The following is a 15,815-nucleotide window of genomic DNA, read 5'->3' as shown; positions in this document are numbered from 1 at the left end:
TTTATACAACCACTTTAAGCAAATACATCTGTTAATAAATCATCTTTGGTAGGCATCGGGCCTTCTTCAGCAAATGCCACTGCATCTTCAATTCCTGTTAAAGCTTCTTTTCGTATTGATTCTGCCTGCTCTTCTGTGATAATAGATTCACTGATCAAAGACTCCTTGAAGCGTTTAATCGGATCTTTCTCTCTCCATTCATTTTCCTCATCACGGGTACGATATTTTTTAGCATCACTTTTCGAATGACCTTTCCAGCGATATGTTTTTGCTTCAATCAATGTTGGGCCTTCTCCATTTTTAGCACGTTCCATCGCTTCATTTGTTACATTCATCATTTCGATAATGTCATTTCCATCTGCAACAACCCCAGGGATGCCATAGGATTTTGCTCTTGTCGCAATATCTTCTATCTTCACCATTTCTTTGACTGATCCTGACATGCCATATTGATTGTTTTCGCAAACAAAGATAACCGGTAAATTCCAAACAGCAGCAAGGTTAACTGCTTCATGAAAGCTTCCTTCATTTGTGGCACCATCTCCAAAAAAACAAACGGTTACATAATTTAACTTTTTCATCTGTGCTGTTAAAGCTGACCCCACTGCTAATGGGATTCCTCCGCCAACAATTCCATTCGCGCCAAGATTACCCATTTCTACATCAGCAATATGCATCGAACCGCCTTTACCTTTGCAATAGCCTGTTGTTCTGCCGAATAGCTCTGCCATCATTTTATCTGGAGTTGCTCCCTTTGCGATACAATGTCCGTGACCACGATGTGTGCTGGTAATTTTATCTTCTTTATCCAGTAAAGCGCATACGCCCGCCGCACTTGCTTCCTGTCCAACAGCTAAGTGTGTGGTACCGTGAATTTTACCTTTCGCAAAAAATTGGTCTACTTTCTCTTCGAAATAACGGATAGTCCACATTTGTTTGTAGAGTTCTACTAAATTTTCTTCTGTTATTCTTTCTGGAACCTTTAAATCCTTCATTTTTTTGCCTCCTTTTTACATATGTTCTATATAGTTACCTTTGTAATAAGTGTATGTTTTTTTTCAGGAAAGGTCAAGATAATTATCTTATAAATATTGAATTTATTGATTATTTTTCGATTTATAGTAAACTTTATTTTAAAGGATTATTTTTACAATCAATTGTAATAGATATGTTAATTTGAAAGGATGTGAGCATGTGCTTAGCTGGGAAGAAAGACGTTCATTAGTAAAAATAGCTAATTTATATTATAACGACGGTTGGACACAGGAGCAGATTGCTAAGAAACTTGGTGTTTCGCGACCTGTCATATCTAAATCATTACAAAAGGCCCGCGAACATAAAATCATTGAGATTTTTATTAAAGATGAAACAGTACATACAGTAAATTTGGAGAAAAAATTAGAAGAACACTTTGGGTTAGAAGATGCCATTGTTGTTCCTATTTCTGGTCAAACACCTGATGTAGTCAAGCTTTCTGTTGCACAAGCAGGAGCTTATTACTTATCTAAAAATATCAAAAAGGCAAAAAAAATTGGGATATCATGGGGAACGACTTTAGAAGCGTTAGTCCAAGAATATCCTTATGAGATGAAAAAGAATATCACAATCTTTCCCTTAGAAGGCGGCTTGGGACGAAAGAAGGTGGAAATTCATTCTAATCAATTAGCATACGAGCTCGCTAAAAGATTAGGTGGTACATGCTCTTATCTCTATGCACCAGCCATGGCTGAATCCAGTGAATTACGTGAGCGCTTAATGAAGATGGATGACATTAATGCAGTTCTTCAGGAAGCAGCAACAGTTGATATAGCATTAGTTGGTTTGTCTAACCCATATGTACAATCAACTTTAGAAGATATTGGTTATCTTAACCAAAATGATTTAGAACAGCTTCGTCAATTAGGTGTAGTTGGCGATATGGGTTTTCGCTTCTTCGATTTAAACGGAAACCCTGTCAATAGTTCGTTTAATAAAAAAGTAATTGGGATATCTCTGGAACAATTGCGTAATATCAAGAAAGTAATAGGTGTTGTCTCAGGAGCACATAAAGCGGAAAGCGTATTAGCATCTTTAAAAGGCAATTATATTAATGTATTAGTTCTTGATGAACAAATAGCAACAGAATTATTATATGCCAGTGAATAAGTCATCTATAGATTGTTTAATCACCTTCTAAAAAACTCTTTGGCAGACAACCTGGTCTAACCAAAGAGTTTTTCAACTAGGAAATATGTGCTACCACATCATTAATTACATTATCTATTCCTATACCAGTTATAAATGGAACGCCGTCAATAGTAGGAATTTCTGTATCCAGCTTATTGACTCCTACAAGTACAATAACATCTGGATTAATGTCTTCCACATTGGTTTCGTAAATATTTCCTGCCACAATCTCAGCCTCAACGTTTTTGTCATTAAGACCCGCCTGTAATAATTCCACTACTTTGTTCATTTTGTTTTGTGAAGTTCCTGTTGCAACCAAAACTTTTGCCAACTTAATCTCTCCTTTAATCATGTTAAATATGTTCTTCCGCCATCCATTAATAAAACCTGTGCTTGGATATACCGGGATTCCCCGCTTGCCAGAAAATTGATGGCGTTTGTAGTATCTGCTAATGTACCAAAATTTTTGATAGGAATCTTTTGACGAAGCGCTTCCTTAGCTTCTTCTGTCGGATAAAGTATATCTAGCATCTCGGTTTCTATTACCCGTGGAGCTACAAGATTAATATGAATACCTTGATCACTATATTCATTAGCAATAGCACGCATTAAGCCGAATGCCCCTCCCTTGGAAACAGCATAATGTGCCCCGCCGCCTGATCCGGTTATAGCAGATCCGGAACCAACAATAACGATGCTTCCTCCCTTAGACTTGACCATCTCTGGAAGAGCAGCTTTCAAGATATAAAACAGACCAGTCAAGTTTACATCTAAAGTAAAACGCCATTCTTTAACAGTAATATCTTCCAACCTTTTTTGCGATGTAACTCCTGCTGAAATAATGAGCACATCCATTCTCCCATACAATTCTATCGTTTCGCTTACTACTTTTTCCGTATCTTTCCATGAAGTAACATCCTGTTGGATAAAGGTTGCTTCGTATCCTTGATTCCTCCACTCTGTCATTAATTGATGGCCCTTTTCTGCATTTATATCCGTGAAGACTACTTTATCATCATTTTTCAGACGGCTTTCAGCTACTGCTTGACCTATCCCCGCAGCTCCGCCGATAATCAGTACTACCGATGTCTGCCTCATCACGTCTCCTCCCCGTTTTATATTTATGATAACGTTTCTCCATTATCTAAAGTTATAACCTGACCATTTAAGAAACTCATATGCTCATTACAAGTCTCTTTTAACAACTGAATGATTTGTCTGGCTCCATCTGGCTTCCTCCAGCATTTTGGAGATATACTAATTACATTTGAGCGAATATTTCGTTTTGAAAGTTCTTTTGACAGACTTTTGCTAAAAGACTCCAGACCGCTTTTATGGCTGGCATAACTTACATCTCCTGCTTCCCCGCTCACCGCTGCGGTAGAGGATATATGAATAATCTGGCCGTCATCAGGAACATACGAAATGAATGCTTTAATTATTAAAAAAGGAAGGTGGAGATTGATAAACAAGGACTTCCGCCATTCGTCTATCGATGTTTCTGTGAGTGTATTGCCAATCAGATGTTCTAAATTGTTAATTACTGTATCAAATTGTATATTATTTTTATTTAACCAGGATTCCATTGATATATCTTGATCATCTAATAAATCAAAGGTTATTAATTGAACTGGATCTTGACCATTTATATATTGATATAAACTGCCTTTCCCATTTAACTTATCAGTAAAATCAAGTGCATATACCTTTTGGTAATATGCAGTCATCATTCCGGAAATGCGATGTGAAGCATCAAACAATAAAATATTCATTTACTCACCTGCTTCCATCAGGAACAATTAATACTTTTAAAACCTCTTTGGTTGTATCATGAGCCAGCGTTATTGCTTCATTCAGTTTAGACAACGGGAAACGGTGCGTCACCATCTTATCAACATCAATAACTCCTTTTTTCAAAAGTTCCAGTGCAGGAGTATAATTATAAGGTGTAGAGGAATAAGCGCCTACAATAGAGATTTCATCCTCAAAAAAACGATAAGCAGGGATAGGAATATCATTTTTAGTAAATGGAGCAAACACTAAGACTGTTCCTCCCCGGGCCACACAATGCATTGCCTGTTCTAATAAAAAGCTGATGCCGGCAGAAATTATAACGATATCCGCCCCATGACCATCCGTTAAACGATTTACTTGTTCCTGTACCGCTTCTTCATCCGCTCTTATAACATGGGTAGCGCCAACCTCTTTTGCTTTTTCTAATCGATAAGGATTCACATCACTAACTATTACTTGCCCTGCTAAGAAATGGTTAGCTAATTGTATTTGTAAACAGCCAATTTGCCCTGCTCCAAGAATTAATACTTGATCACTTGGGTTTATAGAAATTTGTTCAAATCCATGCAAGCAGCAGGCTAATGGTTCGACCATTGCTCCTGCTTCATCGCTTAATTCGTCAGGCAATTTCCCCATTGTATGCTTAACATGCAATGCGGGCACACGAATATATTCTGAAAAACCACCTGGGTCTACATTTGTCATTTTAAATTGAGGACATAATGAATAATACCCTCTTTTACAGTAAGTGCATGTAAAACAAGGGACATGATGAGCTACAAACACTCGGTCACCTACGTTAAAATCCATTACATCATCCCCCGCCGCTATCACTTCCCCAGCTATTTCATGCCCCAAAGTAATCGGCGGTTCTACTGTTTTATCCACGGCTTTATGAATATCTGTACCGCAAAGACCACATACTTTCATCTTGATCAATACTTCATCGCTGTTGATATCGAGATTACCAATTGGCTGCATCTCAAAATGATTTTTATCGTAATAGACACTTTTTTGCATTCACAATCACCTCTTGACACTTGAAATTTTTTTCTCTACAAAGCTTTTAGTCTTTAACTCTTCAAATAAATTATCATATCCTTTGATATCACTGGTTATCCAGTAGCGCCCTTTGATGAATTTATTTGTCCCAAGCCTGATATATAAATTACCTGTTTGTTGGTATACTCGTAATTGAACAAAAGATAGTTCTTTCCAGTAGAACTCATGTGTAACAAAAAAAGCATGTAAGATAATTTTCTCATCATCTAATTTAATCCATCCAGGTGTATGAATACCTATAATACTAAAAAATAATAGAATAGCGCTCCCATATATTAATAGCTGAGCAAATGGTGTTTGTTCTCCTGAAAGTAATAATAATATGCCCCAAATCAATAACCCTATCATGATAATTAAAGGTAGTAATACAGTTGTCACAAATTTCGAAGTTGTATATTGATAATGTTTCAACGTGAACACCTTCCTTGGCCTTTTAATAGAAAGCCTGACAATTGTATAAATTGACAGGCTTTCTTTTTTACTCTAATCCTAAAATATCCATTATTTTTTGAATATCTTGATCCATTCCTACTCCAGATAGAAAGGAAACAGTTTGAATGACTGGCACATCGCCAATTCCACTAACTGGCGTGGTAGTAACAATCAGATCAAAATTTGCCGCCTTTGAAGGAGCCTCTGCAGCTTTACATTGATCAACATAGACTTGATAACCTTTATTTCCTAATACTTCTTCGATCTTCTTTGCCACTACTGTTGATGTTGCAATCGCAGTGCCACATGCTACTAAAATTCTTTTCATAATGAAACGCCACCTTTTCTTATTTTAATGTTTTTTTATCAATACCTAACTCTTTTGCGTACTGTTTCTTGATATCATTACGTACCCAATACCATAACAATGCATATATAACACCAAAGATAATTGCAGTAATAAATAATGGACTGGTCGGATCTAATAAGTTATATAGAATGAATACAAGGATATGTGAGCCTACATCGATACCAGAGATTAAACTGGATGATTCCGGCATTGCAAATCCAACTGCATCTCCCATTTTTGTAGTCAATTCTGCAATATTAGTTGCAATAAACAACACAATCATTACTGTTACAATTGAGTTAATTAAACCACGAATAATGTTCCCTCTGGAAGCTGCTACTGCCCAAATCACCGTAAAAGGCAATACTGCTAAATCAGCGAATGGAAGCATTTCATTCCACGGTAATATAACAGCTAAAACCAATGTTATCGGTACCATCAATAACGCTACCGCCATATTTGCAGGGTTACCAATAACAACAGCTGCGTCCAAACCAATGTATACTTCTTTTCCTGGAAACCTCTTTGTAACAAAATCTCTAGTTCCTTCTGAAATTGGGATAAGCCCTTCCATCAGCAAAGCAACCATTCTAGGTAATAGAATCAGTACTGCTGCCATTTGGATTCCCAATGTTAAAATGCCTTGTATATTATATTCACCCAATATTCCAATTAAAAGTCCAAGAAGCAGCCCCATTACCAGCGGTTCCCCAAACACACCGAAACGTTTACGCAAGGTTTCGGGATCAGCATGTAATTTATTTAATCCAGGAATCATATCTTGTATTTTATTTAACGCATATGTGATTGGCGCAAAGTTTACTGACTCTGAATGCGCAAGCGAAACACCTTTCAAACCAAAATGATGCTCTACCACTGGCGCTGTCCAGTCAGCAAGCTTAAGCGTAATCCCTGTTACAATAAGTCCTATTGCAATCGACAGAAATGCATTATCTGTAGCAATGTACACTAAAGATGTAGAAAATATTAAGTGCCAAAAATTCCAAATATCAACATTGATTGTCTTTGTCCAGTTTAAAGCAACAAGAATAAGATTAAAGACAATGATTATAGGTATCATAACTGGTGCTAATGTAGTACCAAATGATATTGCTGCCCCAACTGGCCAGCCAACATCTAAGATTGATAGATTTAAATTAAATCGCTCTACCATCGCTTCTGTTGCCGGACTTAAAGATGTCGTCAATAAACCAATGACCAAGTTAATACCAACAAAACCGATACCGATTGTAATACCAGCTCGAAAAGACTTATTAAAACCCTGTTTTAGAAGAAGACCGAAAATGGTCATAATAATAGGCAGCATAACCGATGGACCTAAATCTAAAATAAAATCAATTGTCGATTGAAACATTTATATCACCCTTTTCTATTTTTTATCTATACATTTAATTTTTGACTATATTCCTGGATAATAGCTATTACTGCAGCTTCATTTTCAGCCATTTGAATACTTTGCAGCAATACCTTATTTTGAATTAATCCTGTAATTACTTGTAAAACTCCTAATTGTCGTTCCGGCTTTTGGATAGCTAACATAAAAATGATTTCTGCTTCTACTGTATGCTCCTCCATCCCCATATGAATAAAAGAAACAGGTTTCTCTAACACTGCTACACCAATGGATTCTTTATTTACATGAATAGAATCAGTATGAGGAATGGCTACCCCAATATGTTCAGTTTGTATGCCTGTAGGATATACTTTTTCCCGCTCACTTAAAGCCTTTAAATAAGACTCTTTTACATACCCCTGCTCATACATACGATGAAACATTTGCTTAAACACATCTTCCTGAGACGATGCATTAAGAAAAAAGACAAGATCTTCACTAAAAAAAGCGTCAAAATTCATAACCTGTATTCCTCCATCCTGCTATTAAACTAAACGTCACTGTATTCCTCTTTTTCATTTTCAATAAATTGCTTTATCAATTCATGTATTTGTTGATATGAAACAGATGCTATTACTTGGTTAATTTTTTGATCGTTCTGAGCAATGTCAGTTAATTCTAACAATGCCCGCAAGTGTTGTTCACGATCAATCGCAGATAACAATACAACAAAGTTAGCTTTCTTATTTTTCGAAAAATTAATTCCCTGTTTCACAATCAAAAAGCTCATCCCTACTTTTAAAGCTCCATATTCAGGATCTGTATGCGGTATAACGGTTTTATCTCCTAAAAACAAGTAATCACTGTCGTAATTATAACCTTGTATAACCGTATCTCTATATTCCGGTTTAATAATATTATTTCTAATCAGCGGTTGTGCTGCTATATAAATAGCTTCTTTCCAATCCTTAACGCAATCTATAAATTGAACATAATCAGTTTCCATCATTTGTAATAAATTTCGCTTAGTAACATTTAAATCAAACTTCGAAATTTCGCTTGGTCCATGTAAGTAAGCAGCTAATTCCCTTCTTAATTTTGCTTTATCTTGAATAGTTGAACTTTCCGCAACAATTTGCATGATGACATCTAACTCCGGAGTTTGCGGTTTATATCCGTATAAATCATTAACAACAAGTTTTTGTAACTTTTTCCATTCTGTATTTGTCGGAAACTTATTAATGCAATATTGACGTTTAGTTGTTTTTAAAGGGACATTAGAAAAAACAATATGATAATCCTGTTTGTACTCTTGGAACTCCCTCAAAGACATAGAACCTAGAAATATAAAGTCTGGAAAAACCCGTTTTAAAGTATTCATCAGCATTTTGGAAATAGATGTACCATGGGGACAGACAACAATGGCCCTAATTTTTTCTGCTACGTTGTCACCCTGCTTAGATAACCATCCGCCTATTAAAATGCTAAAATAAATAATTTCATTCTCTGGAATTGGTTGATCAAACAACTTCGCAAAGGGAGTAAGTGTCTTCTTCACCAAATAATGTAACTCCTTAAAACCCTTTGTAAATGATATATCAACTTGGTTTAATTCACTCAAACGATACTTAATTCGGTAATAAGCAGGTGTTGCATGTAACAATAATTGGCTTATTAACTGCTCCTTATCCTTTAAAATCACACATGCCTGCCGCTCAAAATCAATTAAAAATAACTCAATTGCTTCTCTAATCTGCGGCATTACACTTTCCTCTGCAAACTTTGAAGAATGCAAAGTAGTTGAAAGCAGATGAAGAGCTATATATACGCGTTCATTTGTTGAAACATATTTATAATCTGAAAATAGCTCTTCAGTTGCAAGATACTCTTTCGTATTTGCAATTTCTTCATAACGTAATTGAAAATGTTCTATAGAATACCCTAACCTGACCCTTCTTAGAATAGAAGCAATAACATAAGGCATAATTGCCATTCTGTCATCAGTGAACTTTAACTGTAGCCTGTTCTCAATTTCCATCATTCTATCAGCAATATCCTTAATATCCTCCTCCTTTATTCGTCCATATCGCTGTGCAAATTTCTCTCCATTGCTCCTCATATCCATACATTCTCGGATGATTGAGATTAATAGTTTGCGAATAGCGTATTCATCCCCTGTTATTAAGTAACCACTTGTCCTGTTGTATACAAAGTTAACTTCAAAATTTTGTACATATTCTTTTACTTTTTTTATATCGCTTAAAATAGTATTTTTACTTACTTGTAGTGATGAAGCAAAATGTACTAAAGATAATTCTTCGTCTGAAGTTAAAGTCATTAAAATAATAACTAAGATTCTTTGTTCTTCAGTAAAAAAATCTTGATGACTTTCTATTGATTGTGATTTATGTTGCTGTTGAACAAACAGTTCATCCGGAATGATAAAAAGACCAGTTTTATTTCTTGATATTTTTGGAAGCCCTTTCATTTTTAAATATTCATTAATTTTAGATAATAAATAAGTTAATTGTCTCTTACTTATTTGCTGATCTTCCACCAATTCTTTACTCGTAATAAAAGGATTTCTCAATAGCACTTCCATAATAAGACGACTTTTTGTATCTAACCCCATAAAATAATCCCCTTTGCTTATTAATACTGTATCATATCATTTGTTCTTTATTAACACATTTATAAACAAAAAAATTGTAACATCATTGTACATGATTGTGATTGGGTGTCAATACTAAAAATAAATCACTTATACGTTTATAACAAGCAATTAGAATATATTTTTTTAATATAATAAATAAAATTATATTTTTTCAGTACTATATTTACAAAAGTAACATAAATGAACAAAAGATGTTTACATACTATTTTCCATTAATTATTCTATTTTCAAGAATTTCTTCTATCGTAATTAAAAAAAAGAAAAGCATACTACTTGTGGAGTACGGTGATAAATGATTGCACTTTGTATTTTCTTCTAAACTAAATTTTTTCGGTTCTACCAGTTCTAGAAGTGGTAGTTTTAATACCAATCACTGTGCAATAAACAACATTATTCAAGCATAAAAAAATAGTGAATTTCCACTTATAAAGGAAAATCACTATTTTTACTTTGGACGTTTTTTATACGAAATACTGCTCATTAATCAAATATGAACTCAATTCTCTAGTAATAGTTTTGCTGTAATCTCATCGGTTATTAATACATGAATCAGTTCCCCACGGAGAGCAGCTTTAATTCCTCTTACTTTTTCTTCACCGGCTGCAACACCAATTACTAATGGAATATTTTTCAGCTTATTGATATCAGCGGAAATCGTTTTTTCATTCCATTCATTTTCTATTAAATTTCCTTCATCATTGATAAAGTTATAACAAATATCTCCTGCAATTTCTTTCTCGTTTAAATCATCAATAATACCATAATCTTTATAAGATTTGACCATCGTTGAATGCTTTGGAGATCCTCCAATACCTACAAGAGCGACATCCGCCTGATTACCCATTTCAAGAGTATTTTTTATAGACGATTGTTTTAATATAATTTCTTTTGTCTCTTTAGAATCAACAACAACAGGAGCATGCAAAAGATGATAATTTGCTTTTAATGCTTCTGCTAGCTTTGCAACAATATGATTTGCATGTATGTCTAAACGCTCGTCCCCCATCCCTCCAACAATAGGAACAAAGCATACATTTGAAAAATACTGACTGGATGTCATGGCTGTTGCAACTTCATATAGGGTCGTTCCAGAAGATACTCCGATAACTTGATTATTTCTTATCATTCTTAACAAATATTTACTTGCTGCCGCTCCCAACTGAGCTTTAATATTTCCCTGCTCCGTTTCAGGTAAACAAACCACTTCACGTAATCCATATTTTTTTTCCAGCTTTGTCTCCAAGCTTGATACCGTATGATACTCCTCATCATGAATAATGATTTCGACAATACCCAATTCCTTAGATTTTGATAAATATTTCGATATTAATGATCGGCTAACCCCAATTTTTTGTGCAATAGTTGATTGCGTTTCTCCTGCTTCATAATACATATTCGCAATCTTAATCATTAATCTACGATCATCTAAATAGGACATTCCTTTACACCCTGTTCTTGTTAAAATTATATAAATTTAAATTCAAATTAATTAAATCTTATTATATCATTTTATCCACTTGATAAATATAACGGGGATTAAAAATTTGTATATATTGAATTTTTTCTTTTTTTCTAATATAAGTCAAAGCTTCACTTAGCGGGAGTTTTATTCTTCTTCCATTGAGTTAGCCTAAGTGATTTAAAGAGTTAGCTCATCTGAATTTTCCGCCTAAATAAATTTATTTTTATTCTTTATTTGGGAGGCAGGAGTTTTTTAGACGATTCTCCGTGACAAATTTACATTACTTTAGCTTTTCTTTTCATTTGTTCTTCTATACGTTTAATAGCGTCTTGGACAACTAATTTATGTTTTTTCTTTCTCCAATCAACAATTTCTATATTTTCTCCAACATATTCTTTATACTTTGCAAATCTAGAAAGTACCGTTAATCCTGATAAAATATTACATTCTTGAATGATTCCTTCATTATCCGTAACAACAATAGCTACTTTTCCGATCCGAAACATTTTTTTAGTCATTCCAACACCAAGATAACCTTCACTATATTGTTGTGTGAGTTTTTTAACTTTTTTCTGATAATATTTCACATGGATAATTCCTGTTAATGCTTGAATAATAAGAATAATAACTAAAAATGATAGAAATAATAAGGGGTCCATTTTTTAACCTCCTACTTTGGTGTTTTTTTTACAAAATCATACTAAGAATAAAGAACAATGGATGAAAAATAAACAATTCACCCATTGTTTAAATTAATATAATTTCACTCTAATGCTTCAATAATTCGTTTACTCAATATTACTGGTGAATTAGCAAAATTACCAACTGTTGACCCCGCAATATGTGGTGTGATCGTAATATTATCCAAATTATTATAAGGGTGATCTCTTGGTAATGGTTCAATATCAAACACATCTACTGCTGCTCCGGCAATTTTTCTCTCTCGTAATGCCTCTGCCAAATCCTGCTCATTAATTAACCCGGAACGTGCAGTATTTATTAAAACTGTATTTTTTTTCATTACGTTAAAATGCTCTTTGTTAATCATATTTTTCGTTTGTTCTGTTAGACGGTAATGCATGGAAAGAATATCAGCTTGTTTTACTAGTTCTTCTAAGGTATTAACTTGTGTGTCATGTGTATCGCCTTGATAATAGTCATCGAAGAATAAAATTTTACCGCCAAAAGGTCGAAGTAATTCTGCAACTCGTTGACCAATAGCACCATACCCAATTAAACCAATGGTTGATTCCTTCAATTCTGGTGCTAGTACACCATTTGGAAAATATTTTTCCCATTCCCCATTTTTTAGTTTATGGTTACCTCTAGCTATATTTCGAATTTCGGATAGAATCATCCCTACTGTAAACTCTGAGACACTTGTAATGCTACGTCCTGGTGTATTTAAAACTATGATTCCTTTCGATTTAGCATATTCTTGATTCACATTTTCAATACCTGCTCGAAGTACTCCTAATAACTTCAAATTCTCGCATTGATCGATTACCTTTTTCCCGATAGGTGCAAATTGGGTAATGATCATATCATAGTCTTCTAATCCTTCTATTAATTCTTCAGGAAGGGCAATTGCCTCGCTACCTTTGGATTCCAATGTTATATTATCATTTTGTAATGCTTCTAAATTTTCATGTTTCCATTCTTTTACAATTATCTCTATCCCAAAATCTTCTAAACTAGCAAGGCCTTCTTTCATCATTTGTTTATCAATAAATAAATCAGCGATTGCTAAACATTTCATTTTTTCACCTTCTCATCTTTTCTTTATATTTACGACTGTAATAAAACGGAAATACGATAATTCCCACGTGTACTTGCTTTTTCAAAAGCTTCTTGAATTCTAGTTAATGGAATCTTCTCTTCAATTAAAGGGCTTACATTAATTCGATGTTCACTTAGCATTTTTGCTGCATTATTAAAATCATCCAGATTCGATCCATACGTACCAATAAGTTCACATTGTTTGTAATGAATGGTATTAGAATCTATATTTAATTCTGGTGCTGGGTAACCCGCAGCAAATAAAAGAATCTTCCCCTCATCATTTTTTATCATCTCTAAAGCTTGCTCATTTGCTGAAGAAGTTCCAACTGCAATAATGACGATATCTGCACCATTACCATTTGTTCTTTTTCTAACTTGTTCTACCGGATCCTCATTGCCAGCATCAATTAATTCTAATTTCATTTGTTTAATTTTTTTTACTTTTTGGGGATTCCGTTCAGATACAATTACCCTTGCTCCCATTGCTTGAGCAACTGCTGCATTTAGTAATCCCATTGTGCCCCCACCAATAACAACAACCGTATCAAATCCAGAATTAATCCGGAGTTTGCGCATTCCTTTTAGTACGGAGGATAAAGGTTCCACAAAGCCTGCTTCCGAAGCAGACAACTCATTACTAATTTTCACGACACTTTTTGATTTTCTAATAAAGTAATTCGCAAACCCAAAAATACCGTAATATTTGTCAGAATAATTTTTTCCAAATTGTTTAATGTTTCTACAAGAAGTAATTTCCCCTTTTTTACATTTATCACAGTCCCCACAAAAATCATATAAAATACAAACCCGATCTCCAACTGTTAAAGAATTACTTACTTTTTCTCCTTTAGCTATAATTATTCCTGAACTTTCATGTCCACCTGCCATTGGGTATCCTTGATGTTCACGTTTTCCTTGCCATTGTTGATAATCTGTTGTACAAATATTACATGCTTCCTGCTTAATTAGCACTTCATCATCTTTTAAATTGGGTAACTTCTCTTCTCGCACTTTAACGTTTCCTTTTCCTTCCATAACTCCAAATCTAAATGAATCTGGTAGCATCCTATTCCTCCTATCAAACGATTTTCTACAACATAAATGACATAAAATATGCAATGATTACTGCTGCAGGTCCTGTGACTACCCTCGAAAATAGAATTGCTGGTGCTCCAACGCTAGCTGTTTCAGATTTTGCTTCTCCTAACGCCATACCAACTGGAATAAAGTCCGTTCCAACTTGTGCATTTATTGCAAATAACGCTGGAAGTGCAATACTCATTTCAATGTTACCGTTTGCAATTTCATTTCCAACTAGTGTTCCGATAATCGCACCTATAACAGCCCCTGGAGCAAGTAGAGGTGATAAAAATGGAAGCGCTGTAATTACACCTAAAATAATAAGTCCGCCGATATTATTTGCTAGTGGGACAAATACATTTGCTAATATTTCTCCAATACCTGTATAGTTGATAATTCCGATTAAAGTTGCAACAAACGCCATAAATGGGATTATATTTTTAATGATAGAGTCGACAGTATCACGACCTGCCTGGTACAAAATATTCATGAAAGCCCCTGCGACTCTGGCAATTTTATTAATTAATCCTATGAAGCCAGCATTTTGTGCACTATTGGTTTCTGGCTGATCATCAGCAGTTGGAGCAGCTGCTTCTTCATTTTGTTCGGAATAATCACTTTTTTCAGATTTTAATTCTACATAAGGTGTTTTTTCATCAGCAAGCTCAATATTCTCTACAGATACACCAGAAACAAAAATATCATCTGTAATAAATTTTGCTAATGGGCCCGATGGACTCATTACTTTAACGTTAATTGTCGGTATTCTTAATTTTGGGTATGTTCCTCCCCTTGCTGTTCCACCACAATCAATGACCGCTGCTAATGTTTCATTTTTATCTACCGGATTTTTAAATGCATCTACTACTTCTGCTCCGGAAAGTTTTGCAATTTTTTCAGCTACCGGGTGGATGCCTCCCCCTGTAACACTAATGACATATTTTTTTTCATTTGTTGGTGTAAATTCTAGGGGACCGCCCCACCCATTTCTTCCTTTAGATACTTTGACTTTTTTATAAGCACTCATGAGATTTCCTCCCTTTATGTTTAGATTTTAATTTTCCTTAAGAATCTTTTCATGACCTTGTTTTTTAAACATATAAGCACTAATTCGTTCAGTAACCAAACCTCTCATTAAAATAACAATTAAACCGGTTAGTAAAAACATAAGACCTAATTGTGCTTGACTACCACCTGCAGCTGTATATCCTGTTGCCACTCCCAGCCATACAAATAATTCTGCAGAATTGGCATGGGGAAAAAGACCGGTTATAGGATGCACAAAAGAAACCGCAGAATCATAGAATGCCGGTTTATATTTCTCTGGTAAAAATCGACCAACTGTATAACACATTGGGTTCGTGAAGAAAAAAACTGCTATAAAAGGTACAAGCGTATAACGGAGTACAGCATATTTCGTGATTTTTTGAATAAACCCATTTATCTTTTCTTCTCCAATCATTTTTGTTATCGCATTAACAGCTGTGATCAATGTAACTAATAAAGGTATAATCCCCGTCATATAACCCATAAATACTTCAGCTCCAGCTTCAAACATTCCAATGAAGCCTTCAGCAATCATTATCATAAAATCCATTTAACACCCATCCTCTCGTAATAGTAATCTATTTAGAAACAGCTACTCTATGAAATAAACTAT

General features: G+C 34.6%; 17 protein-coding genes. 1 reads left to right on the top strand and 16 read right to left on the bottom strand.

Annotation, left to right across the window (positions count from 1 at the left end; genetic code table 11):
• Nucleotides 1-14 precede the first annotated feature (14 nt).
• The gene (locus MHH51_RS09615) at nucleotides 15-995 is read right to left on the bottom strand and encodes a thiamine pyrophosphate-dependent dehydrogenase E1 component subunit alpha (RefSeq protein WP_339285810.1); all 981 of its coding nucleotides are present in this window, start codon (nucleotides 993-995) and stop codon (nucleotides 15-17) included.
• 199 nt (nucleotides 996-1,194) lie between these two features.
• Between MHH51_RS09615 and MHH51_RS09610 the strand changes: the two genes are divergently transcribed.
• Entirely contained in the window at nucleotides 1,195-2,145 is a 951-nt protein-coding gene (locus tag MHH51_RS09610; protein ID WP_147208390.1) for a sugar-binding transcriptional regulator, read from the top strand.
• A 76-nt stretch (nucleotides 2,146-2,221) separates the two neighbouring features.
• Here the strand turns inward: MHH51_RS09610 and MHH51_RS09605 are convergent, their stop codons facing one another.
• From MHH51_RS09605 to MHH51_RS09535, 15 genes are all read right to left on the bottom strand, one after another.
• A complete protein-coding gene (locus MHH51_RS09605; RefSeq protein WP_147208393.1) occupies nucleotides 2,222-2,497 on the bottom strand; it encodes a hypothetical protein in 276 nt (91 codons plus the stop codon).
• A 17-nt stretch (nucleotides 2,498-2,514) separates the two neighbouring features.
• On the bottom strand, nucleotides 2,515-3,264 hold the full coding sequence (locus tag MHH51_RS09600; protein ID WP_339285807.1) for an SDR family oxidoreductase: 750 nt from the start codon (nucleotides 3,262-3,264) through the stop codon (nucleotides 2,515-2,517).
• Nucleotides 3,265-3,287: 23 nt separating this feature from the next.
• Nucleotides 3,288-3,938, bottom strand: coding sequence for an SDR family oxidoreductase (locus MHH51_RS09595; RefSeq protein WP_339285805.1), 651 nt, complete (start codon nucleotides 3,936-3,938; stop codon nucleotides 3,288-3,290).
• A gap of 4 nt (nucleotides 3,939-3,942) precedes the next feature.
• Entirely contained in the window at nucleotides 3,943-4,980 is a 1,038-nt protein-coding gene (locus tag MHH51_RS09590; RefSeq protein ID WP_339285803.1) for an alcohol dehydrogenase catalytic domain-containing protein, read from the bottom strand.
• Between the two features lie 6 nt (nucleotides 4,981-4,986).
• Complete coding sequence (locus MHH51_RS09585) at nucleotides 4,987-5,433, bottom strand: hypothetical protein (RefSeq protein ID WP_339285801.1); 447 nt, start codon at nucleotides 5,431-5,433, stop codon at nucleotides 4,987-4,989.
• Nucleotides 5,434-5,500: 67 nt separating this feature from the next.
• Nucleotides 5,501-5,782, bottom strand: coding sequence for a PTS sugar transporter subunit IIB (locus tag MHH51_RS09580; protein ID WP_229720119.1), 282 nt, complete (start codon nucleotides 5,780-5,782; stop codon nucleotides 5,501-5,503).
• A gap of 19 nt (nucleotides 5,783-5,801) precedes the next feature.
• Nucleotides 5,802-7,178 carry a PTS transporter subunit IIC gene (locus tag MHH51_RS09575; RefSeq protein ID WP_147208409.1) on the bottom strand — a complete coding sequence of 459 codons (1,377 nt, stop codon included), beginning with the start codon at nucleotides 7,176-7,178 and terminating at the stop codon, nucleotides 5,802-5,804.
• A gap of 26 nt (nucleotides 7,179-7,204) precedes the next feature.
• The gene (locus MHH51_RS09570) at nucleotides 7,205-7,678 is read right to left on the bottom strand and encodes a PTS sugar transporter subunit IIA (RefSeq protein ID WP_339285799.1); all 474 of its coding nucleotides are present in this window, start codon (nucleotides 7,676-7,678) and stop codon (nucleotides 7,205-7,207) included.
• 29 nt (nucleotides 7,679-7,707) lie between these two features.
• On the bottom strand, nucleotides 7,708-9,789 hold the full coding sequence (locus MHH51_RS09565) for a BglG family transcription antiterminator (protein ID WP_339285797.1): 2,082 nt from the start codon (nucleotides 9,787-9,789) through the stop codon (nucleotides 7,708-7,710).
• Between the two features lie 538 nt (nucleotides 9,790-10,327).
• On the bottom strand, nucleotides 10,328-11,269 hold the full coding sequence (locus tag MHH51_RS09560; RefSeq protein ID WP_339285795.1) for a sugar-binding transcriptional regulator: 942 nt from the start codon (nucleotides 11,267-11,269) through the stop codon (nucleotides 10,328-10,330).
• Between the two features lie 299 nt (nucleotides 11,270-11,568).
• On the bottom strand, nucleotides 11,569-11,952 hold the full coding sequence (locus MHH51_RS09555; RefSeq protein WP_147208420.1) for a transcriptional regulator GutM: 384 nt from the start codon (nucleotides 11,950-11,952) through the stop codon (nucleotides 11,569-11,571).
• 104 nt (nucleotides 11,953-12,056) lie between these two features.
• On the bottom strand, nucleotides 12,057-13,052 hold the full coding sequence (locus MHH51_RS09550; protein ID WP_147208422.1) for a 2-hydroxyacid dehydrogenase: 996 nt from the start codon (nucleotides 13,050-13,052) through the stop codon (nucleotides 12,057-12,059).
• A 29-nt stretch (nucleotides 13,053-13,081) separates the two neighbouring features.
• A complete protein-coding gene (locus MHH51_RS09545; protein ID WP_339285793.1) occupies nucleotides 13,082-14,110 on the bottom strand; it encodes an alcohol dehydrogenase catalytic domain-containing protein in 1,029 nt (342 codons plus the stop codon).
• A 55-nt stretch (nucleotides 14,111-14,165) separates the two neighbouring features.
• Entirely contained in the window at nucleotides 14,166-15,182 is a 1,017-nt protein-coding gene (locus MHH51_RS09540; protein WP_339285791.1) for a PTS glucitol/sorbitol transporter subunit IIB, read from the bottom strand.
• 27 nt (nucleotides 15,183-15,209) lie between these two features.
• Nucleotides 15,210-15,752, bottom strand: a complete 543-nt coding sequence (locus MHH51_RS09535; RefSeq protein WP_147208431.1) for a PTS glucitol/sorbitol transporter subunit IIC — start codon at nucleotides 15,750-15,752, stop codon at nucleotides 15,210-15,212.
• Nucleotides 15,753-15,815 lie beyond the last annotated feature (63 nt).

Source organism: Oceanobacillus sp. FSL K6-3682 (assembly GCF_037976165.1).
Classification (GTDB): domain Bacteria; phylum Bacillota; class Bacilli; order Bacillales; family Amphibacillaceae; genus Oceanobacillus; species Oceanobacillus sojae.
This window is presented reverse-complemented; position numbering and strand designations above follow the sequence as displayed.